Annotated in this window: 28 protein-coding genes; 17 read left to right on the forward strand and 11 right to left on the reverse strand. The window is 57.2% G+C overall.

What is annotated here, in order from left to right; genetic code table 11:
• Nucleotides 1–58 precede the first annotated feature (58 nt).
• Entirely contained in the window at nt 59–508 is a 450-nt protein-coding gene (locus tag G437_RS0106885) for an organic hydroperoxide resistance protein (protein WP_024331833.1), read from the forward strand.
• A 73-nt stretch (nt 509–581) separates the two neighbouring features.
• On the opposite strand, the gene wrbA is transcribed toward G437_RS0106885, so the two are convergent.
• Complete coding sequence (wrbA, locus tag G437_RS0106890; protein ID WP_024331834.1) at nt 582–1,178, reverse strand: NAD(P)H:quinone oxidoreductase; 597 nt, start codon at nt 1,176–1,178, stop codon at nt 582–584.
• A gap of 205 nt (nt 1,179–1,383) precedes the next feature.
• Here wrbA and G437_RS0106895 point away from each other — a divergent pair, with 205 nt between their 5' ends.
• The gene (locus G437_RS0106895; protein ID WP_024331835.1) at nt 1,384–1,845 is read left to right on the forward strand and encodes a MarR family winged helix-turn-helix transcriptional regulator; all 462 of its coding nucleotides are present in this window, start codon (nt 1,384–1,386) and stop codon (nt 1,843–1,845) included.
• Here G437_RS0106895 and G437_RS0106900 read toward each other — a convergent pair.
• The gene (locus tag G437_RS0106900) at nt 1,842–2,282 is read right to left on the reverse strand and encodes a GNAT family N-acetyltransferase (RefSeq protein ID WP_024331836.1); all 441 of its coding nucleotides are present in this window, start codon (nt 2,280–2,282) and stop codon (nt 1,842–1,844) included. The two genes, G437_RS0106895 and G437_RS0106900, sit on opposite strands and share 4 nt — an antisense overlap.
• A 249-nt stretch (nt 2,283–2,531) precedes the next feature.
• Here G437_RS0106900 and dnaK point away from each other — a divergent pair, with 249 nt between their 5' ends.
• The 6 genes from dnaK to G437_RS0106930 all read left to right on the forward strand — a co-directional run bounded on the left by dnaK (nt 2,532) and on the right by G437_RS0106930 (nt 7,923).
• Nucleotides 2,532–4,394 (forward strand): molecular chaperone DnaK, encoded by a 1,863-nt coding sequence (gene dnaK / locus G437_RS0106905; RefSeq protein WP_024331837.1) that lies wholly within the window; start codon nt 2,532–2,534, stop codon nt 4,392–4,394.
• A complete protein-coding gene (locus tag G437_RS0106910) occupies nt 4,391–5,074 on the forward strand; it encodes a nucleotide exchange factor GrpE (RefSeq protein WP_024331838.1) in 684 nt (227 codons plus the stop codon). Before dnaK ends, G437_RS0106910 begins: the two co-directional genes overlap by 4 nt.
• Nucleotides 5,075–5,090: 16 nt before the next feature.
• Nucleotides 5,091–6,107, forward strand: a complete 1,017-nt coding sequence (locus G437_RS0106915; protein ID WP_024331839.1) for a DnaJ C-terminal domain-containing protein — start codon at nt 5,091–5,093, stop codon at nt 6,105–6,107.
• Between the two features lie 15 nt (nt 6,108–6,122).
• Nucleotides 6,123–6,578 carry a heat shock protein transcriptional repressor HspR gene (locus G437_RS0106920; protein ID WP_024331840.1) on the forward strand — a complete coding sequence of 152 codons (456 nt, stop codon included), beginning with the start codon at nt 6,123–6,125 and terminating at the stop codon, nt 6,576–6,578.
• A 120-nt stretch (nt 6,579–6,698) separates the two neighbouring features.
• On the forward strand, nt 6,699–7,235 hold the full coding sequence (locus G437_RS10950) for a DUF4282 domain-containing protein (RefSeq protein WP_024331841.1): 537 nt from the start codon (nt 6,699–6,701) through the stop codon (nt 7,233–7,235).
• 4 nt (nt 7,236–7,239) lie between these two features.
• Nucleotides 7,240–7,923 carry a hypothetical protein gene (locus G437_RS0106930; RefSeq protein ID WP_024331842.1) on the forward strand — a complete coding sequence of 228 codons (684 nt, stop codon included), beginning with the start codon at nt 7,240–7,242 and terminating at the stop codon, nt 7,921–7,923.
• Nucleotides 7,924–7,975: 52 nt separating this feature from the next.
• On the opposite strand, the gene G437_RS11215 is transcribed toward G437_RS0106930, so the two are convergent.
• Nucleotides 7,976–8,257 carry an antitoxin gene (locus G437_RS11215; RefSeq protein WP_024331843.1) on the reverse strand — a complete coding sequence of 94 codons (282 nt, stop codon included), beginning with the start codon at nt 8,255–8,257 and terminating at the stop codon, nt 7,976–7,978.
• A gap of 58 nt (nt 8,258–8,315) precedes the next feature.
• Nucleotides 8,316–8,498: an antitoxin gene (locus G437_RS0106940; protein ID WP_024331844.1), complete on the reverse strand. Its 183-nt coding sequence runs from the start codon at nt 8,496–8,498 to the stop codon at nt 8,316–8,318.
• A gap of 236 nt (nt 8,499–8,734) precedes the next feature.
• Here G437_RS0106940 and clpB point away from each other — a divergent pair, with 236 nt between their 5' ends.
• The 3 genes from clpB (at nt 8,735) to G437_RS0106955 (ending at nt 13,293) form a co-directional block, all read left to right on the forward strand.
• Nucleotides 8,735–11,320, forward strand: a complete 2,586-nt coding sequence (clpB, locus tag G437_RS0106945; protein ID WP_024331845.1) for an ATP-dependent chaperone ClpB — start codon at nt 8,735–8,737, stop codon at nt 11,318–11,320.
• 131 nt (nt 11,321–11,451) lie between these two features.
• Nucleotides 11,452–12,456, forward strand: a complete 1,005-nt coding sequence (locus tag G437_RS10955) for a TetR/AcrR family transcriptional regulator (protein ID WP_024331846.1) — start codon at nt 11,452–11,454, stop codon at nt 12,454–12,456.
• 9 nt (nt 12,457–12,465) lie between these two features.
• Entirely contained in the window at nt 12,466–13,293 is an 828-nt protein-coding gene (locus G437_RS0106955) for a serine hydrolase domain-containing protein (RefSeq protein WP_024331847.1), read from the forward strand.
• Here the strand turns inward: G437_RS0106955 and G437_RS0106960 are convergent.
• Nucleotides 13,290–13,913: an NUDIX hydrolase N-terminal domain-containing protein gene (locus G437_RS0106960; RefSeq protein WP_024331848.1), complete on the reverse strand. Its 624-nt coding sequence runs from the start codon at nt 13,911–13,913 to the stop codon at nt 13,290–13,292. The genes G437_RS0106955 and G437_RS0106960 overlap by 4 nt on opposite strands.
• An 8-nt stretch (nt 13,914–13,921) precedes the next feature.
• The gene (locus G437_RS0106965) at nt 13,922–14,695 is read right to left on the reverse strand and encodes an exodeoxyribonuclease III (protein ID WP_024331849.1); all 774 of its coding nucleotides are present in this window, start codon (nt 14,693–14,695) and stop codon (nt 13,922–13,924) included.
• A gap of 51 nt (nt 14,696–14,746) precedes the next feature.
• On the opposite strand from G437_RS0106965, the gene pyrE reads away from it, so the two are divergent.
• From pyrE to G437_RS0106990, 5 genes are all read left to right on the forward strand, one after another.
• Entirely contained in the window at nt 14,747–15,313 is a 567-nt protein-coding gene (pyrE, locus tag G437_RS0106970; RefSeq protein ID WP_024331850.1) for an orotate phosphoribosyltransferase, read from the forward strand.
• Nucleotides 15,314–16,072 carry an SDR family NAD(P)-dependent oxidoreductase gene (locus G437_RS0106975; RefSeq protein ID WP_024331851.1) on the forward strand — a complete coding sequence of 253 codons (759 nt, stop codon included), beginning with the start codon at nt 15,314–15,316 and terminating at the stop codon, nt 16,070–16,072.
• Complete coding sequence (locus tag G437_RS0106980) at nt 16,072–16,704, forward strand: TrmH family RNA methyltransferase (RefSeq protein WP_024331852.1); 633 nt, start codon at nt 16,072–16,074, stop codon at nt 16,702–16,704. The genes G437_RS0106975 and G437_RS0106980 overlap by 1 nt, the downstream gene beginning before the upstream one ends.
• 113 nt (nt 16,705–16,817) lie before the next feature.
• Nucleotides 16,818–17,843 (forward strand): class II fructose-bisphosphate aldolase, encoded by a 1,026-nt coding sequence (gene fbaA, locus G437_RS0106985; RefSeq protein WP_024331853.1) that lies wholly within the window; start codon nt 16,818–16,820, stop codon nt 17,841–17,843.
• A gap of 66 nt (nt 17,844–17,909) precedes the next feature.
• Complete coding sequence (locus tag G437_RS0106990) at nt 17,910–19,058, forward strand: glycerate kinase (RefSeq protein ID WP_024331854.1); 1,149 nt, start codon at nt 17,910–17,912, stop codon at nt 19,056–19,058.
• Nucleotides 19,059–19,123: 65 nt separating this feature from the next.
• On the opposite strand, the gene G437_RS0106995 is transcribed toward G437_RS0106990, so the two are convergent.
• Genes G437_RS0106995 through G437_RS0107005 form a run of 3 tightly spaced genes read right to left on the reverse strand, consistent with a single transcriptional unit; the run spans nt 19,124 to nt 22,432 of the window.
• Nucleotides 19,124–20,035, reverse strand: a complete 912-nt coding sequence (locus G437_RS0106995; protein ID WP_024331855.1) for a PfkB family carbohydrate kinase — start codon at nt 20,033–20,035, stop codon at nt 19,124–19,126.
• The gene (locus G437_RS0107000; protein ID WP_024331856.1) at nt 20,035–21,447 is read right to left on the reverse strand and encodes a purine-cytosine permease family protein; all 1,413 of its coding nucleotides are present in this window, start codon (nt 21,445–21,447) and stop codon (nt 20,035–20,037) included. Before G437_RS0107000 ends, G437_RS0106995 begins: the two co-directional genes overlap by 1 nt.
• Entirely contained in the window at nt 21,440–22,432 is a 993-nt protein-coding gene (locus G437_RS0107005) for an ADP-ribosylglycohydrolase family protein (RefSeq protein ID WP_024331857.1), read from the reverse strand. Before G437_RS0107005 ends, G437_RS0107000 begins: the two co-directional genes overlap by 8 nt.
• A gap of 144 nt (nt 22,433–22,576) precedes the next feature.
• Here G437_RS0107005 and G437_RS0107010 point away from each other — a divergent pair, with 144 nt between their 5' ends.
• Entirely contained in the window at nt 22,577–23,851 is a 1,275-nt protein-coding gene (locus G437_RS0107010) for an ABC transporter substrate-binding protein (RefSeq protein WP_024331858.1), read from the forward strand.
• Between the two features lie 32 nt (nt 23,852–23,883).
• On the opposite strand, the gene G437_RS0107015 is transcribed toward G437_RS0107010, so the two are convergent.
• Nucleotides 23,884–24,756, reverse strand: a complete 873-nt coding sequence (locus tag G437_RS0107015) for a carbohydrate ABC transporter permease (protein WP_024331859.1) — start codon at nt 24,754–24,756, stop codon at nt 23,884–23,886.
• Nucleotides 24,756–25,655 carry a carbohydrate ABC transporter permease gene (locus G437_RS0107020; protein ID WP_024331860.1) on the reverse strand — a complete coding sequence of 300 codons (900 nt, stop codon included), beginning with the start codon at nt 25,653–25,655 and terminating at the stop codon, nt 24,756–24,758. Before G437_RS0107020 ends, G437_RS0107015 begins: the two co-directional genes overlap by 1 nt.
• Nucleotides 25,656–25,684 lie beyond the last annotated feature (29 nt).

Consider the following 25,684-nt stretch of genomic DNA (forward strand, 5'->3'; position numbering starts at 1 on the left):
CTTGCTGACGCGGTCTGGCCCTATTGCATATTGAGGAAAAACGTGGTGAGCTACACATATGAATACACCAGAAAATATCGCCTATGAGGCAGTAGCAATTACCGAAGGCGGCCGCGACGGCAAAGCCTATTCCCGCAATCCCGACATCACTTTGCAGCTGGCCACTCCAACCGAAATGGGCGGAACAGGCAAGGGCACTAACCCGGAGCAGCTGTTCGCGATTGGCTACGGGGCCTGCTTCCAGGGAGCAATGGCCATCGCTTCCAAAGAACTAGATATTCCCACTGAAGGCTCTAAGATACGCGCCACCGTTGGCATTGGTCCCGAGGGCGATTCCTTCGCCATCAAGGTCAAGCTCGAAGTGGCAATCCCGCAGGTGGAGCTCGAGCAGGTACAAAAGCTCGCCGAGCGCACTCACGAACTGTGCCCGTATTCCAAGGCCACGCGCGGAAACGTCGATGTTACCGTCCAGGCCGTAGACTCCATTGCCGATGCCGCTGCCGAATAGGGGCGGCTAAAGAGCAAATAGATGCAAAAAATGTGGGGAAGTTTTCCTTCCCCACATTTTGTTTGCCCAACGGTTAGGCAAGTTTGTCTGCGATTTCGACAACGCGCTTCGCCATGTGCTCGAGGGCATCGGCGGTTGCCTGATCCATGTCGTTTTGGTTTTGTGGGCCGGTTACTTTACCGACGCCGTAGGGGTTGCCGTCGACAAATTTCAGTGGGTCGGTGTAGCCGGGAGTGACGATGATGCCACCAAAGTGCATGACCATCTGGTGCATCTTGATCAGCGTAGTTTCCTGGCCTCCGTGGGCGGTTTGGGAAGAGGTGAAAGCTGCGTAGACTCTGTTGGCTAGCTTGCCTTCGGCCCACAGTCCCCCCAAGGTGTCGATGAAGGCTTGGAACTGGCTAGCGGGCGACGAGAAGCGGGTGGGGGCGCCGAAGATTACAGCGTCTGCCCAAACCAGGTCGTCGCCGGTGGCGGCCGGAAGGTCTTTGGTTGCCTGGTAGTTAGCGGTCCAAGCGGGATTAGAGGCGAATTGCTCTGGGGGAACGGTCTCGGCTATGTGGCGCAGGCGAACTTCGGCGCCAGCTGCTTCGGCGGCTTCGGCGAGTTTTTCGGCCATTGAAGTGCCGTGCCCCGTTGCAGAGTAGTAGACGATTGCCACTTTTGTCATTTGCAGTCCTTTCGCTTGACTGGCCTCAGTCTAACCATAGATATTTGCGCACGCAACCAATATTGAAAATTGCTTTACTTTATAGATAAGATAATGTACCTGGTGAGTGAAATTTAGTTACCGATTAGGCCCCGCCTAAACGATTGCTGAGTCGAAATAAAGCTTTTTGTTTACAATGGCTAGCTGGACCTGTAAGGAGGAACTCGTGTCTGATAACTTTTCGCTGTGGCACCAGCTGGGTTCGGTGTTGCGCAAAGTTGACGACGCCCTCGACCTGAAATTGGCCGCACTTGGGATCTCGTTGCAGGACGTGCAGTTGCTCTACTCGCTCAAGCAAGCCGAGCAGTGGCAGTTGCGGATGAGCGACCTGGCTGATTCTGTTGCTCTCACCCGCTCCGGCGTAACCCGGGCGGTGTCCCGGCTAGTAGATAGGGAACTGGTCTGCCGGCAGGTGTGCCCTAAAGATCAACGGGCCATGTATGCGGTAATGACCCCTAAGGGCGAGGCCGCCCTCGCCAGGGCCATGGTGGTAATTGAGCCCGCGCTGCAAAAGTACTTCTTTGATGGGCTCTCGAAAATGGACGAACGCGCAATCGTGCGCGTAATAGAGCAGGTGAATGTGCTGCTGGCAGAATCGGAATCCTGCCAGCAGGCTGGCCAACGCTAGTCGGCGAAACGGTAGACGTTGGTCTCGCGCAGTGCGAAACCGCACCTCTTGTAGAGTCGGTTTGCGGCCTCGCGCGAAGGCCTTGAGGTAAGGTCGACCGTACGGCAGCCAAGTTTCTTGGCGTAGGTGAGTGCGGCCTCGACTAGTGCCTGGCCGGCCCCCTGTCCGCGTGCGGCCTCATCTACAACTACGTCCTCGATCCAAGCGCGCAGCCCGGTGGGGATCTTGAAAGTTGCCAGTGAAAGCATTCCCAAAAGTTCGCCCTCGCTTTTGCCAGCTTCGGAGCGGAAGCCGAATAGGTAGACTCCCGGTTGCGCGAGAAGGGTGGCGGTCTGCTCGGCGGTGAGCGGTTTTGAAGACCGGGAAAGCTGCGGGATGAGCTTTTCCATCATTTCCACTACTTCGCCTGTGGCTTCGGTCAGAATTTCGGTTGCCATTTTTCCTCCAGATTTCTTTTGCTGTAGGCATTTTCGCACGCGCGCGCCGAGGGCGCTCAACTAGGCCGTTTCGGGTGTGAGCGAGCCCACTAATTTTATGGAATAAAACGAGGGGCTCGTTAGTTGAGTTAAGTAGACTCAACTTTTGGGGCTTCGACTTGACAGTCGGAAGGCCTCAAGAGAAACTTGAGTGTAACGGACTCAATGATGGTCGCTCGGTTCGCGGCGGCCAGATGGAAGGAAGATAATATGGCACGTGCAGTAGGTATTGACCTTGGCACCACGAACTCGGCAATCGCAGTACTTGAAGGTGGCGAGCCTACCGTTATCGCAAACGCAGAGGGCGCGCGCACTACTCCGTCTGTAGTTGCTTTCTCTAAGTCTGGCGAGGTGCTGGTAGGCGAGATTGCAAAGCGTCAGGCAGTGACCAACGTCGACCGCACGATCTCTTCGGTCAAGCGCCACATGGGCACCGATTGGACCGTAGACATTGACGGCAAGAAATACACCGCCCAAGAGATCAGCGCCCGCATTCTAGGCAAACTGAAGCACGACGCCGAAGAATACTTGGGCGACACCGTTACCGACGCGGTCATCACCGTTCCCGCTTACTTCAACGATTCTCAGCGCCAGGCAACTAAGGACGCCGGGAAGATTGCCGGTCTAAACGTCAAGCGCATCGTAAACGAGCCTACGGCTGCTGCGCTCGCCTACGGCCTTGAAAAGGGCAAGGAAGACGAATTGATCTTGGTGTTCGACCTCGGCGGCGGTACTTTTGACGTCTCTTTGCTGGAAGTTGGCAAGGACGAGGACGACTTCTCTACTATTCAGGTGCGCGCAACTCACGGCGACAACAAGTTGGGTGGCGACGACTGGGATCAGCGGATCGTCGACTGGTTGGTCCAGCAGGTAAAGTCCAAGACCGGTACCGATCTAACTACCGATCGGGTGGCTTTGCAGCGGCTGCGTGAAGCTGCCGAGCAGGCCAAGAAGGAGCTGTCTAGCGCAACCCAGACTTCAATTTCGCTGCAGTACCTGTCCATGACCCCCGAGGGGCCAATTCACTTGGACGAGTCGCTCTCGCGCGCCAAGTTCCAGGACATGACTTCTGATCTGCTCGAGCGCACCAAGGCTCCGTTCGAGCAGGTGATCAAGGATGCTGGCATCAAGGTTTCCGACATTGACCACGTGGTTCTTGTAGGCGGGTCCACCCGTATGCCCGCTGTGACGGACGTGGTGAAGGAACTGACCAACGGCAAGGAACCCAACAAGGGCGTCAACCCTGACGAGGTTGTGGCTGTCGGTGCCGCTTTGCAAGCTGGCGTAATTCAGGGCGAGCGCTCTGACGTGTTGCTGATCGACGTGACCCCGCTGTCGCTGGGCATCGAAACTAAAGGCGGCGTAATGACCAACCTGATCGATCGCAACACCGCTATTCCTACCAAGCACTCCGAGGTCTTCTCCACTGCGGAAGATAACCAGCCGTCGGTACTGATCCAGGTCTACCAAGGTGAACGCAAGTTTGCTCGCGACAACAAGCCGCTTGGCAACTTCGAATTGACCGGTATTGCCCCGGCGCCGCGCGGTATCCCGCAGATCGAGGTCACCTTCGACATTGACGCTAACGGCATTGTCCACGTCTCCGCTAAGGACCGCGGCACCGGCGGCGAGCAGTCGATGACCATCACCGGCACTTCGTCCCTGTCTGACGAGGACATCGACCGCATGGTCAAGGAGGCTGAAGAAAACGCTGAAGAGGACAAGAAGCGTCGCGACGCTCAGGAGGCCCGCAACAACGCCGAGCAGACCGTCTACTCGATCGAGAAGCTGCTAAAGGATAACGCCGAGAAACTCCCCGAGGACACCGTGGCTCCGGTTCGCGAAGCCGTTGACAAGGTGAAGAAGGCCCTCGAGGGCGACGACACTGAGGCGGTCAAGTCGGCCATGGACGAGCTAAACGAGAAGGCACAGTCGATCGGCCAGGCGCTGTACGCGCAGGCTCAGCAGGCTCCTGCAAATGAGGCCCCTGCCGGCGATCAGTCCAACGACTCCGGTTCCGATGACGACGTTATCGACGCCGAGGTAGTAGATGACGAGGACTCCTCTAAGTGAGTGAAGTAAACGAGCCCCAGGAGCGGGCCGACCAGCCCGCTCCCGGCGTCTCGGACGCCGAGAACGCGAAGGCAGAGGAATCTGCCGCTCAGCGCGAGGCCGGCCAAGCCCCAGAAGAGAGCTCGGCCGATTCGCCCCAGGCTGATCAGGACTCCAACCCTCAGGGGGAACAGGAGCCCAAGTTGGAAGAAGCGCCCAAGAAGGACGCCGATGCTGACAAGCCCAAAGAACCCAGTCCAGACGAAATTATTGGCAAGCTGGGGGACGATTTAGCGCGGGCTAAGGCCGACCTGTACAACCTGAATAACGAGTACCAGTCCTATGTGCGTCGCTCTAAGGCCGACATTCTGGCCCACAAGAGCGCCGGCCAAATAGACGTGCTAGAGGCCCTCTTGTCCGTCCTCGACGACATTCAGGGGGCACGCACGGCCGGGGACCTAACGGACGGCCCGTTTGCTGCTATCGCGCAAAAACTAGAAGACACGTTGCAGAACCGTTTCGGCCTCGAACGCTACGGCGCCGAGGGCGACCATTTCGACCCGAAGTTGCACGAAGCGCTCATGGCCAACGAATCTGACGAAGTCGACGAACCTACAGTCACGCAGGTACTTCAACCCGGCTACAAAGTCGGCGAGCGTGTCCTGCGTGCGACCAAAGTGATGGTTTCGAATCCCGCCTAAAGGGAGGTGAGCTGGGATGACCAATCAAGATTGGCTTTCTAAGGATTTTTATAAAGTCCTAGGTGTTTCAAAGGATGCCGACCAGGCAGCCATCAAAAAGGCATACCGCAAGCTCGCTCGCAAGTACCACCCTGACCAGAACCCCGGCGACAAGAAGGCCGAGGAACGGTTCAAGGAAATCGGAGAGGCCTACGGAGTGCTTTCAGATCCTAAGCAGCGTAGCCAATACGATGCCTTGCGACGGATGGCCGGGGGAGGTGCCAGATTCTCTGCGGGCCCTCAGGGGGCCTCCGCCGGGGGGTTCGAAGACATGTTCGCGTCAATGTTCGGCGGAGGCGGTCCCAACTCAAAGGTTCGCTTTTCCACCTCCTCAGGTCAGGGCGCGGGGTTCGAAGACATCTTGTCCGGGCTTTTCGGCGGCGGAAGCGCTCCAGGCGGCTTCGGTAGCGGAAACTCCTTCGGGGGATTTTCGTCCTCGCCGCGAAAGGGGCAGGATCTAGCAACCGAAACTACGTTGGACTTGCGCCAGGCTGTACACGGCACTACCTTGCGGATGAAGGTAGACGGCAGGGTCATGACCGTGCGTATTCCTGCGGGGGTACACGACGGGCAGAAGCTGCGTCTGCGGGGCAAGGGCAGGCCCTCCCCAAACGGGGGTGCGGCAGGTAACTTGGTAGTTACTATTCATGTGCGCTCCCATCCGGTCTTTTCGATCGAGGGCGGAAACCTAGTTGCTGTGCTGCCTGTAACTGTTACCGAGGCAGCTCTGGGCGCTAAGGTGCAGGTGCCGTTGCTGGATGGCAAGTTAGTCACCGTAAAGGTTCCCGCCGGCTCCTCTTCTGGTGCTACTTTGAGGTTGCGTGGGCGGGGGATTCCCAAGGGCAACAAGGCCTCGGATCTGCTACTAAAGGTTAAGGTCGAGATCCCGAAGAAGCTCTCGCGCAAGGCGAAGTCTGCACTTGAGGATTTCGCAGCCGAGACTGCCGGTTTTGACCCGCGGGCACAGTGGCAGGCTCAGGCAGCGCAGAAGTAATTTGGAGGTGAAAGCGTGTTTGATGCAGCGATTTACGTGATCTCAGTGGCTGCTGAGCTCGCTGGAATGCACCCTCAAACTTTGCGCCAGTACGACCGGTTGGGCTTGGTTACCCCGCAACGCACAAAGGGGCGAGGGCGCAGGTATTCGCCCTCTGACATTGCTCGCTTGCGCCGCATTCAACAGCTGAGTCAGGAAGAGGGAATCAACCTGGCTGGGATTGCCCGCATCATTGAGCTCGAGGAACGCCTAAGTACTCTGCAAGCTGAAAATGAGCGCTTGCAAGAATTGGTCGACCGCAATTCCCGCGTGTTTGCTGCTTCCTCTTCTGGGGAGGTCTGGGAGTCTGCCCTCGGCAAACGCTTCCGGGCTCCGGCAAGCGGGGGAGCGCTGGTTCCCTACGGGCGCCGCCTCGGATTCTCGCGAGGAACGCAGCCAGCATCGCAAGCCGTGGTTGTACTAGATATCTAACTGCGAACTAGGTGCCCTCTGGATACTCCAGGGGGCACCTTTCGTGTACGTGATTGTTTTGGCCAGGCGGTAGAGCTATTGCGTATGCTTGGACTTACGAAAACGGAAGAAGAGGGGACTATGTCTGAATTTCCTGAGGCAAACTTCAATTCGCAAACTCCGCCGCCTCCGCCGCCAGAATCGGCCCGTCCTGAGCAGGCGCCGCAACCGCCAACCACGAATTCTATTCCGGCGATGGGCCAACCTGCGCAGGGGGCGCCTAACCCGTATGGGCAGGCGGGGCAATATCCGCCCTATCAACCTCCCTACAACGGCTACCAGCGCCACTCGGACGGTTTCTTTAGTGCCCTGTTTGATTTCAGCTTCACAAAGTTTGTAACTATCAGCTTCGCTAAGGCGCTCTACGTACTGCTGCTAATTTGGGTTGGGCTGTGCTGGCTCATCTTCGCTATAGCGGGCGGGGCTGCCTTCTCTGCTCCCTCCCAGTACGACGGAGTCGGGGGCAGCTTTGTGCTGGGCTTTTTGCTGTTCTTGTTCTTGGGCATTGTTCCCTCGCTGTTCCACCTGGTCTTTGGGCGAGTATTGCTGGAGTTCTTGGTGGCAAACGTGCGAACTGCGCGCAATACGTCGCTGTTAGTAGAAAAAGAGCAGAAGTAGTTCGATGGCTGATCCTCAAGAGCCCCGCTACGGGGTGCGGCTGCCACGCGACAGTAAAGGTAGGCCCATCTTGCCGGACGGCAGCACGTATGTGCCACCGCGGGCGGATACCTCGGCCGAAGTAACCCCTGCACCCTGGCCGCCCAAACCGGGCCAGTGGTCGACCAAGTCAAAGCGGAAAAAGAAGACTTCCCTAGTTTTGCCTCTGGTGCTCATTTTGGGGGGACTGTTTTGTGCGCTCGTTGTGGCCCCGCTGGGTTTGGGGGCCACTATGCTGTTTCGCCAACCAGCAGGACTACAGGAGGCTTTCCATTCCTCTGCCGCGAGCCAGGTTCGCGAGGGAACAAAGGTGGCCATGTCGCAGATGGGAATCACCTACGTGGGCTTCGAAAAGGACGGCCAGGGCGACGGGTGTTCGCTCGAACACGGAAAGGGGCGTACCGAACTAGTTCCAGCCCCATTCTCGCCCAAGGTGTACATAGCGCCAATTCTGGCGGCTGGAGACTACACCTTCCACTGCGACTACCAGGGTGTGGCTACCGATTCGGCGCAGTACTTAGATCCCGACTTTCAAGGCGGACTTAGCCCAATATTTGCGATTGGGATCCAAGTGTTCGTGTTCGCCTCGTTTGTGGCGGTGGGAATAGGCGCGGTAGTGCTGGTGCGAAGAAGATCCCGAAAACGGTAAAAAATCTGGCCTGACAGGTATGTGTGTCAGGCCAGATTTTTATTGGCAAAGCCTACTTAGCTTCGTCCTTGGGCTTGCCTTCGCCCTGTGCGGGGGAATCTTGCTCGTTTTGTTCGTTAGCGGGAGCCTGTTCGTTTTTCTGCTGTTCCTGCTTGCTGCCCAGATACTTGTCGGCGCTATTGCGAGCCTGATCTATCTTGTCGTTGTACTTGCCGCCGGTTACCTTCTTAGCGGCCTCAGAAGCCTTATCTAATACGGTGTCGGTTACCTGCTCGTTGTGGGAGGCCTCGCGCAACTTGTTCAGTGCTTGATTCTTTAGGTTGTTCAGGTCCATTACCCTGTCCTTGTAGCAAAAAGAGGGTGGGGCGTGTGGCCCCACCCAGAAGAGTTTGTTATTCGCCCAGACGCTCGTCAGCGGCGTCGCGGGCCTGGTCAATCTTGTCGTCGAACTTGCCGCCGGTTACCTTCTTCGCGGCGTCAGAGGCTTTGTCCAGACCAGCGTCGGTGGTCTCTTCGTTGCCCTTGACCTCGTTCAGCTTTTCGGCGGCCTTGTTCTTTAGATCGTCGAGTCCCATATTTGCTCCTTGGTTAGAAAATGGTTGACACCCCCATTCTGCGACATCTCATGCTTGCTCGCATTTTTTAGAACCGCCCTCTGCGAACAAAGCAGTTCTTTTGGCCGTCGGGGAGGCAAGCCTGAGAAATTCATCAAAAGTGAGCCGAGATACACTAAATGTCAAGGTTGAGTGGAATAGACTCAACTTAGAAGTTGTTGGACTAATCAGATAGGAAAATTCTTGAGGAGGTCCAAGTGAACACCAAGCTCACTACCAAATCGCAGGAGGCTGTAAGCTCTGCTCTCCAAGCTGCCTCCGCAGCAGGAAACCCGCAGGTTGAACCTCTGCACCTGCTGAATGCTCTGCTCGAGGACGAGGGCGGTATCGCTCTCGGCCTCCTAGAGGCTGCCGGAGCCGATCGCAAGACCATTGGCACGAAGGTGCGCAACGCGCTAGTGGCGTTGCCGTCCTCGTCAGGTTCTTCGGTGGCCGAACCTTCCACTTCGCGAGCACTGCTAAACGTGATTACCCAAGCTGGCGAGATTGCCAGTGCAATGGGTGACGAGTACGTATCCACTGAACATTTGCTGTCTGCACTGGCGCGAGTGGATTCGCCTGCTGCCGACGCTCTGAAGGCCGGCGGGGCCAGTGCCAAGGCGCTGGAAGAAGCAATGCCTAAGATCCGCCAGAACGGACCGATTACTTCGCCCGACCCCGAGGGGACCTTCGAAGCCCTGAAGAAGTACGGGCGCGATCTAACCCAGGTTGCTCGCGACGGCAAGCTCGATCCGGTCATTGGCCGTGACAGCGAGATCCGCCGCGTAGTGCAAGTGCTTTCCAGGCGCACCAAGAACAATCCGGTGCTGATCGGCGAACCTGGCGTTGGCAAGACCGCAGTTGTCGAAGGGCTAGCCCAGCGAATCGTGGCCGGCGACGTGCCTGAGTCCCTGCGCGACAAGCGGCTAATCAGCCTGGACATCTCGGCTATGCTGGCGGGCGCCAAGTACCGCGGCGAGTTCGAAGAGCGCTTCAAGGCAGTGCTGAACGAGGTCAAATCCGCAGACGGGCAGATTATTACCTTCATTGACGAGCTGCACACGGTGGTTGGTGCCGGGGGCGGTTCTGAAGGGGCGATGGATGCGGGTAACATGCTCAAGCCTATGCTTGCCCGTGGCGAGTTGCGCCTGGTTGGGGCAACTACCCTGGACGAATATCGCGAAAATATTGAGAAGGATCCCGCTTTGGAGCGGAGGTTCCAGCAAATTTATGTGGGCGAACCTTCCGTGGATGACACGGTAGCTATTTTGCGCGGCATTGCCCCTAAGTATGAAGCGCACCACAAGATCACCATTTCGGATGGCGCCTTGGTTGCGGCGGCCCGGCTCTCGGATCGCTACATTTCGGGCCGGCAGTTGCCAGACAAGGCGATCGACTTGATCGACGAGGCCGCTTCTAGGCTGCGCATGGAGCTCGATTCGTCTCCGGAAGAGATCGACCAGCTCACCCGCGAGGTGGACAGGTTGCGCATGGAGGAATCCTATTTGAGTGATTCCGACGAGGCCGACGACGCTGCCAGCGTTGAGCGCCTTGCGAAGTTGCGCGAGGAACTGGCCAACAAGACCGAGGAATTGCGTGGCCTCACCGCTCGGTGGGAGGCCGAGAAGGCTGAACACAACAAGGTTGGCGATTTGCGCGTAAAGCTCGACGAGTTGCGCACCCAGTTGAATGTGGCCATGCGCGACGGGCGGTGGGATGAAGCAGGGCGCCTGCAAAACGGCGACATTCCGCAGGTCGAACGCCAGATTGCGGCCGCCGAGAAGGATGAACAAGCCCCAGCTGATCCCATGATTGCCGAGAAGGTTGGCCCCGCCGAAGTTGCGGAAGTAGTAGAGGCTTGGACGGGTATTCCCACGGGCAAGTTGCTCGAGGGCGACCAGGAGAAGTTGCTGCACATGGAAGAGGTAATTGCGAGGCGCCTAGTCGGCCAGAAGAAGGCTGTGCAGGTGGTGGCCGATGCTGTGCGGCGCTCGCGGGCTGGGGTGTCCGACCCCGATCGGCCTACGGGTTCGTTCATGTTCCTTGGGCCCACCGGCGTTGGTAAGACTGAGTTGGCCAAGTCGCTTGCCGACTTCTTGTTTGACGACGAGCATGCGCTGGTGCGCATCGACATGTCGGAGTATTCCGAAAAGCATTCGGTGGCACGCCTGATTGGTGCGCCTCCGGGTTATGTTGGCTACGACGAGGGCGGCCAGCTCACAGAGGCGATCAGGCGGCGCCCGTATTCAGTGGTCCTACTGGATGAGGTCGAAAAGGCTCACCCCGAGATTTTCAACATTTTGCTGCAGGTGTTGGATGACGGGCGCTTGACCGATGGGCAGGGGCGCACAGTGGATTTCCGGAACACGATCTTGGTGCTGACTTCGAACCTGGGGTCGCAGTTTTTGGTAGATCCCACGATCGACAAGGAGGAGGCACACGAGTCGGTTATGGCTGCCGTGCGTGGAGCCTTCAAGCCAGAGTTTTTGAACCGGCTAGACGAGATCGTGGTGTTCGAGGCCCTGAGCGAGGACGAGCTGGGCAAGATTGTCAGTTTGCAGGTTGCGGCTATGGCCGAGCGGCTATCTGATCGTCGCATCGGCTTGGACGTGACCGATTCGGCACGCGCCTACTTGGCGCGCGAAGGCTATGATCCGGCCTACGGGGCTCGGCCTCTGCGGCGCTTGGTGCAGCGCGAGATTGGCGATCCACTGGCCAAGATGTTACTTGCCGGAGAGGTGAGAGAGGGGCAAACCGTGCGCGTTAGCGAGGATGGTTCTGGCCTTAATCTGGCTGTGGCATAATAGAACCGTGTGTGAGGCGGGGTGGTTCAGGTACTGAGCTGCCCCGCCGCACGTCTATGCAAAGCAATAAATAATGGCAAAGATATTGGGAAATACTAGACTTGTCAGTACAGTGTCGAAGGGAGCTAGACATGCCAGCGCGTAAGAAAGAGCGAGGACCCTACGCTGGTGGTCTGGCCCGTCGGCAGAAGATTCTCGACACCACGGTTACGCTCCTAGGCGAGGTCGGCTACTACGGGCTTTCGATGCGCGACATAGCCCGCCGGGTGGGAATTTCCCACCCCGGGGTGATCTACCATTTCCCCACAAAAGAGGCTTTGCTAGCTGCAGTTATCGAACGATACGAAGCCCAATTTGGGGTAACCATGGACAAGCTGGCGCACATGGAGCCTCACGAGGTGTTGCGCCTGTTTTTAGTGTTGGCTGGCATCCACGTGCACAACCCTGCTCTGGCGCAGATGGATTGCGTGATCGAGGTCGAGGCAGCTTCCACCGGTCACCCGGCTCGCGAACATTACAAAGACAACATGCGCAAGATTGGTGGAGCGCTGACTAAGGCTTACGAGGCTTTCAAAGACCAGGGGATGTTTTTGGTTGACGTTCCTGCCGCTGAGCTGGCGCAAAAGCATCTGGCAATGTGGCGTGGCCTGCGAATCATGTGGTTGTACGACCACAGTGTCGACGTGCAGGGGATTTTGCGCGGCGAGGTGGTAAAGAGCCTGGACATCCTAAATCAGGAACACTTGGCGCTAGCAAATTATTTGGGGCTTTCTACCCCCGAGGCGATGGTGCAGATCGAAAAGGCCACCGGGCTGGGGCTGAAGGATTTTCTGAATATTGGTCTGCTGAACGTGTCCCCAGATAATCTCTCGGCAATAGGGGTGGGGCATCTGCAGATTGATTTGGTGTACCGGATCCTAAAGTCGGACGCCTTGTCGGTGAAAGATGTGGCCGACTGTTACTACGGGCACCACGTTCCGGCTCATGTGGTCGACAAGATTATTGCTGCAGACGTGGTCACCGACCGCGATTTGGCGCTCTCCAGAGGGTGGGGCGTGCACCAGAGCGAAAGCCGTGAGGAAGCCATTCGTCATCTGTTCACTCAAGAGGGCGAAACCCAAACTCCAACTGAATAGGAAGGTCACATGCCACAGGCGTTCACCGAAGCTCTAGAACAGGTACAGAAGGTTTTAAAGGCGCCCTGGCAACTGGTGGTGGTCAAAGATGGGAAAGCTGTTGGGTGGACCCCGCAGATTCATCAATCTTTCAAGCTGGCCTCTGTAACTAAACTGCTCTCCGCGTGGGCCTACCTGGTGGCAGTAGAGCAGGGAGCCGTCAGCCTCGATGCCCCTCTTGGCCCGAAGGGGGCTACCGTAGAGCACGTATTTTCGCACGCCTCGGGCTTGGCAATGGACTCAGACAAGGTTCTCGCCTCCCCGGGAACCAGGCGCATCTATTCCAACCGCAACATCGAGCTGTTGGGCGAGTACGTAGCTCGGGCGGTGGGTGCCAAAAATGCGGGGGAGTGGATTAAGAAAAGCGTTCTAGAACCCCTGGGAATGGAACAAACTCAGCTGCCGGGCTCGCCGGCTCACTCGGGGGTCTCAACCACCGACGATCTGGCCAAGTTTCTGACAGAAATAATGGCTCCCACGCTCATCAGCAAGGATACGGCTGCTCTTGCCATGCGCCCGCATTTTCCTGGCCTTCCCGGTATTCTGCCGGGGTACGGCAAGCAAGAAGACAACCTGTGGGGATTGGGGTTTGAAATTAGAGGGCGCAAGGACCCCCACTGGTGTGCCCCGGAAGCCTCCGCTAAGGTATGTGGACACTTTGGCCAATCCGGTTCTTTTTTGTGGTTTGATCCCGACCTAAAACTGGGGGCGGCTTTTGTGGGCAGTAAGCCGTTCGGGAAGGATCACGTCAGAGCCTGGCCCGGACTCAACAGCGCGATCTTGAACAACTACGCTTAGTCAAATAGCGTCTGCCAGCCCTGGCCCTGCCGGTGGGCCTCAAAACACATGCGGATTTGGGCCGCGGTGTTCTTGCTTTCGGACAGGGGCGGCAATTCGGCGAGGCCGAAATAGGCCGAGGCCGTGGTCTCGATATTCTTGGCAAAGTGCCCGCCCTCAGATTCGCAGAGGAAAAATAACTTCCACACCGAGTACGGAAATACCGGCGTATTGTGCAGGTTGCGATCTTGGACGGCCACCAGTTTGGTTACCTTTACTTGGATTCCCGCCTCTTCTGCGGCTTCTTTAGCGGTGTTAGAAGCCGGTGACTGCAAGATGTCGGCCCAGCCGCCAGGTAGCGACCAGTAGCCGTCGTTTTCGCGTACTAAAAGGATCTTGTCGTCGGCAATAATGGCGGCGCGAGTATCCACTTTAGGGGTTTGGTAGCCCTCGTCGTTGCAAAAGAGGTCGCGAACTGTTTCTACGGGAACCTCACTTTTGTGAGCTAAAATTTGGGCAGAGATTTCGCGTAGCTCCCGGTACCGTTCCCGGTCGTATTCACTTTGGGTGTAAGCCAGTCCGGCCTGGGCCAGCGACTGGATTTTCATGGCCCAGGTGAGCCACCTTTCTTGCTGGAGCACGGTACCTCCTAAAGGTCGAAATCTACAATCAGCGGGACATGGTCTGAGGCGCCCTTGCCCTTGCGTTCGTCGCGGTCGATTTCCACATGTGAAACCGTCTTGTCAAGAGCGGGTGTGGCAAACATCCAGTCGATGCGCATGCCCTCGTTTTTAGGGAAACGCAGGCGACGGTAATCCCAGTACGTGTAGCCTTCCACGCGTTCGCGCGAGACTTCTACCAGGTGGGCTTCGCCCTCAAAAGCAGCAAAAGCTTCCCGCTCGGGGGCAGAGACGTGGGTGGAATTTTCGAATACCGCCATGTCCCACACGTCGCTATCGCGCGGGGCTACGTTCCAATCGCCCATGAGGGCCACCTGCTCGCCAGCGGCCGTGAGCGTGGAGGCGTATTCCTTCAAAGCCCGCAGCCAGGCCAGTTTGTAGGTGTAGTGCGGATCGTCTAGCGCGCGCCCGTGAGGGACGTAGAGCGAGCCCACGCGGATCCCGTTACACGTGGCGAACAGGGCCCGTGGCTCAAGCTGGTCTTTGAAAGTAGGGCAGTTCGGGAAGGACTCGGCCGGTTTTTCTAACCCCACCCGCGAAACTATGGCAACCCCATTCCACTGATTGAGCCCACTCGCACAAGCTTTGTAGCCGGCCTCGGCAAACGCCTCAGCGGGGAATTGCTCCGCCTTGCATTTGGTCTCTTGAATCGCTAACACGTCGGTACTCGAGCGTTCCAAAAAGGCCAGCACGCGCTCGAGGCGGGCCCTAATCGAATTCACATTCCAGGTGGCAATACGCATACTTCTAAGCTACCGCAGAGGCCGCCCTCTAGAAGACTGTAGAGTAGGAGCATGTCTAACGATCCGCAGCGCAACAAACTTGCGAAACTAGTCCAAGAACTCGCAGTAATCCGTGGGGAAGTCACTTTGGCCTCCGGATTGAAATCCGATTTTTACGTCGACATGCGCAGGGCAACCTTGCATCACGAAGCCGCCCCGCTAATCGGGCACGTCATGCTAGACATGCTCGAAGAGGCCGGTTTTTCCCCCGAGGACATTGACGCAGTAGGCGGGCTCACCATGGGGGCAGATCCGGTAGCTACCGCGATTTTGCATGCCGCCTCCTCGAGGGGGCTCGACGTAGACGCATTCGTGGTGCGCAAAGCTGCCAAGGACCACGGCATGAAACGCCGCATCGAAGGCCCGGACATTGCGGGCCGCAACGTAGTTGTGCTCGAGGATACCTCTACCACCGGCGGCTCTCCGCTCGAGGCTGCCAAGGCGGTTGAAGAGGCCGGGGCGAACATTTTGGCCGTAGCTGTAGTGGTTGACCGCGACACCGGTGCCAAAGAAAAGATTGAAGCTGCCGGCTACAAGTACCTCAACGCCCTCGGATTGGCCGATTTGGAGCTGAACTAGGTGGCTACCGCCCTAATCACCGGAGCTTCTTCGGGCATCGGGCTCGAGTTTGCCCGCCAGTTAGCCGCACGTGGACACAACCTCGTGTTGGTAGCCCGAAATGAACAAAAACTGCAGGAAGTAGCTGCGAGCCTGGAGTGGGTAAAAGTCGAAGTACTCAGTGCAGACCTGGCTGAGGAAGCAGACACTCAAAAAGTGGCGGAGCGACTCAGGTCCACAGACCAACCCGTATCCCTGCTAGTAAATAACGCGGGTTTCGGCTTGGGGCAAAAATTTGTGGACGGCAGCTTGCAGCGGGAAGTAGACGCATTGAACGTGATGGTGCGGGCAGTAATGGTTCTCTCCCACGCCGCGGCGGGGGCCATGAAGGCTCGCGGCAGGGGCGCCATCGTAAACATTTCCTCGGTGGCTTCTTGGACTGCCGGGGGAACGTACGCGGCTCACAAAACCTGGGTAAACGTATTTTCTGAGGCGCTGGCCAGTGAATTGAAGGGCAGTGGGGTAACTGTTACCTCGGTGCGCCCCGGTACCACCGACACCGACTTTTTCGACAAGATCGGTTTCGACTTTGCTACCTTGCCGACCATTGCCCGAATTACCCCCGGGCAGGTGGTGCATGAGGCAATGCGTGCGGTTGCGGCCGGCAAGGTCGAGGTCGTCCCCTCACTTACGTACAAGGTGGTCGACGCCCTCACCCATGTAAGCCCGCGCCCTCTTATAAGGCTTATTACAGGTAGGCCCAACTGGAGGATTCGATAGTGGCAGAAGAACGGATTGATTCGCGGGAAGTGGGCGTGGGGCCTTACCCGGGAGGGCGCTCGGCATGGCCCGAAGACGCCCGTTTAGATCCCACGTTGCTCGAATACGGCGATCGGCGCAATGTGGCGGACAAATATAGGTATTGGCGCATGGAGGCGATTGTGGCGGACTTGGATTCTTCGCGTTCTGCGCTCGAGGTGGCGATCGAAAATCTAGACCACGATTTCAACATCGGTTCTATTGTGCGCAGCGCCAACGCATTCAATGCCGAGGCGGTGCACATCGTGGGGAAGAAGCGGTGGAATCGGCGCGGTGCTATGGTCACCGACCGCTATTTGCACGTGGACAACGTGCCCGGGCCTGAACAGTTCGTCCAGATGATGGTGCGGCGCGGCAAAACAATCATCGGCATTGACAATGTTGCCGGCTCTACCCCTATCGAGGAGGTCGAACTGCCGCGCGATTGCGTACTAGTTTTTGGTTCCGAATCTGAAGGACTCAGCGAACAAATGCGAGCCAATTGCGCTGCCATACACCACATAACCCAGTACGGTTCCACTAGGTCGATCAACGTGGGGGCAGCAGCTGCCGTGGCTATGTGGGCGTGGGCGCGGGTGCATTTGAGCCGCTAGGGGGTTTGCTCGAGGCGAATATTGGCGATTGTTGGGACCTTGGCACTCGGAAAAAAATGTGAAACAGGGTAAATTTATCCCTGTAGCGATCCTCTAGTTAAAAGGAGATACCTGTGGCAATCGCAACCCCAGAGGTTTACGCCGAGATGCTAGACCGGGCAAAGGAACAGAAGTTCGCCTACCCGGCAATCAACGTGACCTCTTCTCAGACTCTAACTGCTGCTCTGCGTGGTTTTGAGGAAGCCGAATCTGACGGCATCATCCAGATTTCCGTCGGTGGCGCAGAATACTTCTCGGGTTCCACCAAGAAGGACCGCGTCGCTGGGTCCCTGGCAATGGTTGCCTACGCCCGTGAGGTTGCCAAGAACTACAACGTCACCGTTGCGCTGCACACTGACCACTGCGCCAAGCAGAACATCGATTCTTGGGTTCGTCCGCTGCTGGAACTGGAAGCCGAGGAAGTAAAGGCCGGCCGTGATCCGTTCTTCCAGTCGCACATGTGGGACGGTTCTTCCGTGCCGCTCGACGAGAACCTGAAGATCGGCCAGGAGCTGTTGGAGCTGTCGCAGAAGGCTAACACTATTCTCGAGGTCGAGATTGGTGTTGTCGGCGGCGAAGAAGATGGCATCAAGGGCGAAATCAACGAAAAGCTGTACACCACCACTGAAGATGGCATCAAGACTGTCGAGGCTCTGGGCCTAGGCGAAAAGGGCCGTTACCTGACCGCTCTGACCTTCGGCAACGTGCACGGCGCCTACAAGCCCGGCTTCGTGAAGCTGCGTCCCGAGATCCTGGGCACCATTCAGGAAGAGGTGGGTGCCAAGTTCAACGCTGGCGACCGCCCGTTTGACCTGGTAATGCACGGTGGCTCCGGTTCTACTGCCGACGAGATCGCCACTGCGGTTCGCAACGGCGTCATCAAGATGAACGTCGACACCGACACCCAGTACGCCTTCACCCGCCCCGTCGCCGCTTGGATGATGGAGCACTACGCCGGCGTTCTGAAGATCGACGGCGAGGTTGGCGTCAAGAAGCAATACGATCCGCGTTCTTGGGGCAAGGCTGCTGAAGCTGGCATGGCCGCTCGCGTTGTCGAGGCCTGCGAGCGTCTGGGCTCTAAGGGCACCAAGATGAAGTAAATCCAACATGGATTTGGGGGCTGGCGCGTTGCGTCAGCCCCATTTTTCTTAGGGGAAGAAAAGCATATGAAAATTGTGCTGGCGCCGGATTCGTTTAAGGGAACCTTGAGCGCCCCTCAAGCCGCAGCTGTAATGGGTAGAGCGGTAGGCGAGATATTCCCAGAGGCCGCCGTTCTGCAGGTGCCTATGGCTGACGGTGGGGAGGGAACCGCCGAAGCTATTACTGTGGCGTTGGGCGGCAAGAAGCGGCACCTTTCCGTGTCTGGGCCGCTCGGTAAGGAGGTCGTGGCGACTTTTGGGATGGTTGCCAACAAACGGCTGGCAGTTATCGACATGGCCCAGTCCAGTGGACTAAACCTTGCTTTGGGTGGGAACATTTGGCAGGCGGACACGCGCGGGGTAGGCCAGCTTGTGAGGGCCGCGTTAGAGGAAGATCCCGAGCAAATAATTATTGGACTTGGAGGCAGTGGCACTAACGACGGCGGCGCCGGCTTCCTAGTTGGCTTGGGGGCGAGGCTGCTAGACGAAAACGGGCACGAGCTAGCACCAGTGCCGGCAAATTTGGCTCAGGTTAGCTGTATCGATACTTCCGGATTGGACAGAAAACTGTTGCAAACCCAGATCGTACTCGCCTGCGATGTAACGAATCCGCTTTCCGGCGAGGGCGGGGCTAGCTTCGTCTACGCTCCCCAAAAAGGGGCGAGTGCAGATGACCTGCCAAAACTAGACGCCGCCCTTTCTCACTTCGGCAAGGTGCTGGCGCGGACCTTTGCCAAGGAGGTAACAACTACGCCCGGTGCTGGGGCGGCGGGTGGATTAGGGGCAGGGATTTTAGCAGCCACTAACGCGCGGGTGGTACGAGGAGTAGATGCTGTAATCGATGCTGTGGGCTTGAAAGCTCATCTAGTGGGAGCCGACTGGGTGTTTACGGGGGAAGGCAGACTAGACGGGCAAAGTGCTTTTGGCAAGACTCCGGTGGGGGTGGCAGAGGCTGCTCGCGCGAAGGCGGTGCCGGCGTTGTGCTTTGCCGGTAACGTGACCGACGAAGCGTACAAGCTAGTGCCAGAGTATTTCGCGGCAATATTTTCGACAATGCAGCGAGTTGTCCCCCTAGAGATAGCTCTAGCTGAGTGTGCGCCCTCACTTTATAGGGCGGTTGCCAACGCGTGCCGCACCATTAGAGAAACGCTGGAAATGGTGGCAAAACGTTCGTAGCGTTTGAGCAACAGGTAGCCTTGCGGCAGGCTCTTGGCGGGAGCACTACTAGCAGGCGGCTGGCATCAAAGGCGGTTCCCATCTAGAGTTCGTTCGATTTGGGCGCGGGTGGGCGAGGTGGCCGGGCCCCTGCGTGTGACAGTGAGTGCACCCGCAACGTTGGCGCGCTTTACCGCCCGAACGAGCGGAAGGCCGGCGAGTAGCGACGAACAAAACACTCCCGCGTGGGCATCACCTGCACCGTTAGAATCGACTGCCGTCACCGCCGGAGCCCCCACGTGTACTGGCGCATAGGCTTGTGGCTGATAAATGGTAGTGCCACTAGCGCCGGCACGGGCTAGTACGCTCACTTGGAAATGTTGGGCGAGGGCGGCTGGTGCCAGTTGGGTGCGCCTAGACAGTATTTCCAATTCGCGCTCGTTCGCGCTGACCACAGAACTAAGGCGAAGCAGCCTTCCAATATCGGGAATGTCGGCCACTACAGGGCTCACGTCCAACACTATTTGCCCAGCAGGCACAGTGGGCAGCCACTGCATGAGCGCCTTGCAGTTTTTAGGGTGCACAAACGAATAACCAGACAGGTAGACGACGTCCTCGGGAAAGAGTCGAACCTGCCCCAATTGTTCTTTCGTAACTTCGGCTTCAGCCCCAACTGTGGACACAAAAGTGCGTTCCGCCTGCGCGTCCGTAAGTGCTATACAAAAGCCGGTGTCCTGGCCCGGCGTTACCGGCAGCGCCACCGTGATGCCCTCATCCCGCATGGCAGAGCGGACAAGGTCTCCGAAGAACCCCGTACCATGGGTGCCTAAGTGCAGCACTTGTGCACCGTCGCGGGCGGCCGCCGCCATAACGTTAAAACCACCTCCAGCGCAGAAAGCAGGTGAGGAAGCAAAAATGTCCTCGCCAGCTTTGGGGATTGCAGCAACAGACATAGTTAGATCTACGATCGCTTGGCCAGTATGGATTAGACGTCCCACTAGAAGCTCCTTCGTGCCAGAGGGGCGTAGCCAGCTGCGCCAACAATGAGCGCGAGCAGCCAAGCCAACCCTGACTGGCCCAACCAGGTGAAGTAGGCTGGGCCGGTAAAAAACGGGTGCGCGCCCTCGCCAATCTGGACGAACAAGCTTGCTACCAAGATAGAAACCAGCCAGGGAACCAACCCTGCCCAGCGGATGCCCCCGGTGTAGAAATAGGCTCCGCCACTAGACAAGTCGAGCAAATCTGGCCCGCTGTAGGTGTGGCGCACACACATATCCACTAAGAAAATGCCGATCCAGGCGGAAATGGGGATAGCCAGGATCGAAATGAAAGCCACGAAAGGACCATAAAAACCAGTTGCTACCAGCAAAAATAGTATTGCCCCCGTGGTAGTTACCGCCACGTCAACGACCACCGCCCACACTCGTCGAATGCGAATTCCCAAGGTCAGGGTAGTTAGACCAGCCGAATACACCGACAGGTGATTCGACAAGAGCAATCCCACTATCGAAGCAATCAGATATATCGCGGCCACAGGGCCGGGCAGCGTTTGCCGGATCGCCTCCATCGGGTTAGGAGACGCCAACACCACCGAGTTGGACCCGCCAACAAGGCTGCCCATGCCAATCATGATCACCAGCGGTATTCCAGCCCCCGCGGCAGCAGAAACCACCAGCGCAGCAGCCTTTACAGAAGGGCGCTGGTAGCGGGCCATGTCAGCGCCAGAATTGGCCCAGCCGATGCCTGTGCCCGCAGCAATAATTCCCACCCCCGTGAGCACCCTGGCGGGCTCCGCACCGGTTTCGGAAACTAGCGCCGAAAAGTCCACTTGCCCGAGGAGAAACGCAGCCACCAGCAAATTCAGCACTCCGAAAATCCAAGTGGCCCACTTTTGCACGACCAAAATGGCAGCATGCCCGAGCACCGAAACGGCCACCGTCAAAGCCACAAATCCAACCACTCCGGCTATCGCCACAACGGGCGCCTTTGCGGCGGTTTCGGCCGTTCCAAAACAATACGAGCAGAAGGTGACAAACGCCAGTGCCGCAGTTGCGGTATTTACTGTTTCCCATCCCAGGCGGGACACTAGCGACACGAACGTGGGGCCAATGTTGCCGCGCGTGCCGAACATCGCCCTCGACAAGGTCAACGAAGGGGCTGCCCCGTTCCTGCCTGCAATCGAGATAATGCCAACTACTGCGAAAGAACCCGCCGAGCCGATCACTGCCGCGAAAAGAGCCTGGGGCACGTTTAGCCCGAGGGCGATTAGGGAAACACCTAGCGGCAAGCCCAGCACCGAAATATTCGCTGCAAACCACACCCAAAACAGTTCCAAGGGATTCCCGTTGCGCTCTTCGAGCGGAACTGGTTCTATGCCTCGCTGTTCTACGATTCCTAGAGTTTTACCCATGTGAGCGTTCTTCCCTCATTGCCACGAGCGGGCGCGCCAAGGCCGCAAAATCTAGCTCGTTTATTCTTTCTACCAACGCCACCTGCTCGTGGGGAAAACCAGCGCTGCCGTGGGCGGCCCCCAACATTGCCCCAGCAATGGCAGCAATAGTGTCAGTGTCCCCACCCAAGTTTGCGCCTTCCAACAGTGCCTCAAACGGGCGCTCTGCATAATGGACGGCAATAAGCAGGGCCGCAACAACCGATTCCTGCGACTGCAGCGAGGTGCCAACGACCTCGCGCAAAAACCGGGTGAAATCCGCACCCGAAAGATTCCGGCTCAGCTGTTCAAAGGTAGTAAAGCGGGCGGCAATGGTGGCTCCGGCAACCCAGTTACCCCGTGGACGCGAACAGGCGGCTACGCCCTCGGCAATCGCCTCGGGCAACGGAACCCCCTCCAACGCGCAACTAACGGTGACTGCCACCGCTACAGCCCCAGAAATACCAATGCTGGACCCGTGCGTTAGCTCAGTAATAGTTTGCACCCGCGAAATCAGTTCCGAACCGGGCCGGTAGGCAATACCCGCGGGGCAAATCCGCATTGCCGCCCCATTGGTAGCCCCCTCCTTGCCTACCTTGGCGATATCTGCGCCCTCGCGCACCAGCTGCAAAGCCGCTTTAGTGGAAGGGCCCAACAAATCGAGAGACCCCCTCGCCCGCATCTGCTCCTCCCAAGCGAGGAGCTGGCGAGCATAAGACCGGATCGAAAACCCGCCCTCAATTTGCTTGGCTAGAATTATTGCCTGTTCCGTGTCGTCAGTAACCCGTCCCGCCTCAAGCGAAGGCGCAATAGGTTGATCAGCGCTCGCGGATACCAAAGACTCTATGCGGCCATAGGTGGCTTGTATCTGAGTGGGCGACATCGACTGGGTGGGCATCCCAAGCGCATCCCCGAGCGCCAGCCCAACTAGGGCGCCTTCGGCTCTATCTAATACCTGAGTGTGCATAATTTTTCCTGATCGTTTTTTCTCACTCTACCTATCTACGCGAACGCGGAAGGGCAAGGTCCGCTAGGCATAACTTTTTTGTCCGCCAGCTGGGTGCATTAGATTGGAGGTAGTCAACTTTTCTATTGCCTTTAGGGGGCGAATATGCGGACTCGTTTTTCCAAGTTGCTTGCCGCAAGTTCAGTACTGTCACTATGCCTGTTAGCGGGATGCTCCGCTAACAACCAAACGAAGCCCATCGAATTCTTGCACACCCTGCCGGACGGGCAGGGAATGGTGAAAGTAAGTCAAATGGTGCAAAAATGGAATAAAGAACATCCCGATACCCCGGTCAATGCAACCAAGTTTGATTCCGGGCTCGACGAACTAATAAAGAAGCTCGAACTGGATGTAAAAGCTTCCACCGCGCCGTGCCTGGCAATGATGGGCTACAACGAAATCCCCGGCGTCTACACCAAATCGTTGGTACAAGACGTTACAAAAGAAGCAAAAAAATACCAAGGCAACTATTCGCCCTCGGCAGTGTCAATGACCGGCGTAGATGGAAAATTCTTCGGCCTGCCCACAGACACCGGCCCGCTAGTTTACTTCTACAACAAGACCGCATTCGATTCGCTGGGAATAAAACCCCCCAGCAACATTTCTGAATTCCGCCAAATAGGAAAAGTAGCTGCCGCCCACGGCAAATACGTGGCGGACTTTGAACCCGACGAATCCCCGTACTGGTTCTCCCCCCAGGCTATGGCTGCAGGCGACAAGTGGTATCGCATAAAAGACGGGCGCTGGCAGGTAAATGCCAATTCGGAAGGGGCCGCCCGCGTTTCTGAATTGTGGCAAGGGCTGCTAACAGACAAAGCCGCCCTGGCCCTGCCCAGGTGGGACGATAGGTTTAAAAAGGCTCTGCGCGAGGGCAAACTCATCGGCACAGTTGGCGGGGCGTGGGAATCCCCACTTCTTGCCGAAGACATGGAAAAGACTAAGGACAAGTGGGCAATAGCTCAACTTCCCGATTTGGGGGCGGGCCCGGTTACTGCTCCCGACGGGGGATCGGCCGTAGTAGTTATGAAGGGGTGCAAAGTCCCACAAAAGGCCATGGAATTTGCCAATTGGTTCAACACGAACGTCGACGATTTGGCTTCCCAGGGCTTGGTTGTGGCCGCCAAAAAGAGACCTAAAGACGATCCCCAGCTAAACGCCTTTTATTCTGGCCAAAGCGTGGTGGGAACAAATAAAGAGGCCGAAGCCAGGATGGTGGCAGAAACTTACTTTATTCCCGGTTACGATACCGTAGCTGAGGCTATAAAGCGCAAGGCAGGTGAGGTAGCTGAGGGCAGTGCCCCAGTTTCAGAAATATTTTCTACTGCTCAAAGTGCTTCTGTGAGAGTGCTGGAAGATCAGAAGTTGCCAGTGCAGAAGTAAATTTGAGGGGCGCCGAAGGGCGCCCCTCAAATTTACTTGATGGCACCTGCGGTAAGGCCACCGATGAGGCGCTTTTCCACAAGGGCAAACAGAATAACCACCGGAATAATTGCCACTACAGAAATTCCAAAAACATATTGCCAGCTGGTTTCGTACTGGCCCACGAACTTGGTTAGCGCCACTGACAACGGCTGTTTTCCCGGGGTCGAGAGTACTACTAGGGAGGCGGCAAATTCGTTCCATGCCGCCACAAAAGTGAAGATGACAGCGGTAACTATGCCCGGCCAAACCAGCGGCAGATTAATGCGGAAAAGTACCGCCAGCGAACCAGCTCCGTCGATTTGAGCTGCCTCGTCGACCTCGCTCGGAACAGAGGCAAAGAACGAATGCATAATCCAGGTGGCGAAAGCCAAGTTGAAGGCAGAGTTGACCAAAATCATCGCCAGTAAAGTGTCGGTGAGCGAGAGCATTTGGAATTCGCGGAAGAGCCCGGCAACGACAAGTGCTGGCGGGCACATTTGGGTGAGCAAAACTAAAAACAAGAATGCGCCTCTGCCTGGGAAGCGGAAACGAGCCGTGTAGTATGCGGCGGGCATTGCCACTGCCACCACTATCAACGTTGCGGCCCCGGCAATAATTAGGGTGGAGGCAAGATTTTGTCCCACCGGAGTTTCCGGAGTAGACCACATGGACAAGTAGTTGTCGAAATGCCAATTTTTAGGCAGGTAGGTAGGTGGGATAGACAGTACTTCGGCCCGCGATTTTAATGAGCCTGCCACCATTACTAGGTAGGGCAATATAAAAATAATTATTAAAACTATCCCGCCTGCAACGCGCAGGCCCGTGTGTGGGTGGACGCCGGGGGATTTCGGTTCGCATTGTTTGTTCCACCAGTTTTTTAGCATTATTCGTCCACCCCTTGCATTGGTTTTGCAAGTACTAGATAGATTCCAATAATTACGATCATGAGCACCAGGTTCAGTACCGACAGTGCCGAGGCCCAATCGACGTGCCCCCGCGCACGGATGTATTTGAACAACAGTGTGGTGGTTGTGTCTGCGCTGTTGCCGGGAATGGCTCCGGTCATGACCTGCAGAATTGGGATGTTGTTGAACACGTTGATGATGTTGATGGTGGTGGCGGTAGCTATTGCGGGTTTCAGCTGGGGCAAAATGATTGAGAAATAGGTGCGCGAGGGCGAAGCCCCGTCCACGCGGGCCGCCTCTAATACGTCTGCCCCTATTGCCTGATGCCCGGCCAGGATTGTGTAGGTGGTGAAGGGCAGGGATACGAAGATGGCCACCCCAATTGCGACTATAAACGCTGGAATGGGCCGGGAGGTGATTCCCAGGTCCGTGCGCGAGGTAATGCCGATGTCTTTGAGGAATTGTTGGGCAATTCCCAGTTTAGGTTGCAGGGAGTAGTAGACGACAGTCGTGGTCATTACTACCGAGGCCGCCCACGGGATTATCACTGCCAGGCGGACGAGCCTCCTTCCAGGGAACGCTTTATTTAGGAAGTTGGCCAGTGCCAACGAGAGGACAATGGTCAGGGCTACTACAACTATTACCCAGATGGCCGTGTTAACTAACACGCGCCCCAGGGCGGGATCGTGCAGGACTCGCGTGTAGTTAGCTAGTCCCACTGAGCCTTTGTCGCGGCCAATTCGGGTGATTTTGCGGGTGGAGTTCCACACCATCAAGGCCATGGGGTAGGCGACGATGGCGCCGATCAGTATTAGGACGGGGGCAAGCCAGGGCAGAGCTGAAAGGAGTCCAGCCCGTTTGTTTTTGCGATTCTTCATGAGTTCTTTGGGGCAGGTGGGAGCGCGGG

The organism is Winkia neuii subsp. neuii DSM 8576 (assembly GCF_000420405.1).
Classification (GTDB): domain Bacteria; phylum Actinomycetota; class Actinomycetes; order Actinomycetales; family Actinomycetaceae; genus Winkia; species Winkia neuii.

Bases quoted from the DNA above. Each gene is read 5' to 3' on its own strand.
- G437_RS0106900 (WP_024331836.1), bottom strand. From the start codon at position 2,282: ATGGCAACCGAAATTCTGACCGAAGCCACAGGCGAAGTAGTGGAAATG.
- G437_RS0106955 (WP_024331847.1), top strand. From the start codon at position 12,466: ATGCCACAGGCGTTCACCGAAGCTCTAGAACAGGTACAGAAGGTTTTA.
- G437_RS0106885 (WP_024331833.1), top strand. From the start codon at position 59: ATGAATACACCAGAAAATATCGCCTATGAGGCAGTAGCAATTACCGAA.
- G437_RS11215 (WP_024331843.1), bottom strand. From the start codon at position 8,257: ATGGACCTGAACAACCTAAAGAATCAAGCACTGAACAAGTTGCGCGAG.
- G437_RS0107020 (WP_024331860.1), bottom strand. From the start codon at position 25,655: ATGAAGAATCGCAAAAACAAACGGGCTGGACTCCTTTCAGCTCTGCCC.
- G437_RS0107015 (WP_024331859.1), bottom strand. From the start codon at position 24,756: ATGCTAAAAAACTGGTGGAACAAACAATGCGAACCGAAATCCCCCGGC.
- G437_RS0106915 (WP_024331839.1), top strand. From the start codon at position 5,091: ATGACCAATCAAGATTGGCTTTCTAAGGATTTTTATAAAGTCCTAGGT.
- G437_RS0106930 (WP_024331842.1), top strand. From the start codon at position 7,240: ATGGCTGATCCTCAAGAGCCCCGCTACGGGGTGCGGCTGCCACGCGAC.
- G437_RS10950 (WP_024331841.1), top strand. From the start codon at position 6,699: ATGTCTGAATTTCCTGAGGCAAACTTCAATTCGCAAACTCCGCCGCCT.
- G437_RS0106940 (WP_024331844.1), bottom strand. From the start codon at position 8,498: ATGGGACTCGACGATCTAAAGAACAAGGCCGCCGAAAAGCTGAACGAG.
- G437_RS10955 (WP_024331846.1), top strand. From the start codon at position 11,452: ATGCCAGCGCGTAAGAAAGAGCGAGGACCCTACGCTGGTGGTCTGGCC.
- G437_RS0107000 (WP_024331856.1), bottom strand. From the start codon at position 21,447: ATGGGTAAAACTCTAGGAATCGTAGAACAGCGAGGCATAGAACCAGTT.
- G437_RS0106965 (WP_024331849.1), bottom strand. From the start codon at position 14,695: ATGCGTATTGCCACCTGGAATGTGAATTCGATTAGGGCCCGCCTCGAG.
- pyrE (WP_024331850.1), top strand. From the start codon at position 14,747: ATGTCTAACGATCCGCAGCGCAACAAACTTGCGAAACTAGTCCAAGAA.
- dnaK (WP_024331837.1), top strand. From the start codon at position 2,532: ATGGCACGTGCAGTAGGTATTGACCTTGGCACCACGAACTCGGCAATC.
- G437_RS0106990 (WP_024331854.1), top strand. From the start codon at position 17,910: ATGAAAATTGTGCTGGCGCCGGATTCGTTTAAGGGAACCTTGAGCGCC.
- G437_RS0107005 (WP_024331857.1), bottom strand. From the start codon at position 22,432: ATGCACACTCAGGTATTAGATAGAGCCGAAGGCGCCCTAGTTGGGCTG.
- G437_RS0107010 (WP_024331858.1), top strand. From the start codon at position 22,577: ATGCGGACTCGTTTTTCCAAGTTGCTTGCCGCAAGTTCAGTACTGTCA.
- wrbA (WP_024331834.1), bottom strand. From the start codon at position 1,178: ATGACAAAAGTGGCAATCGTCTACTACTCTGCAACGGGGCACGGCACT.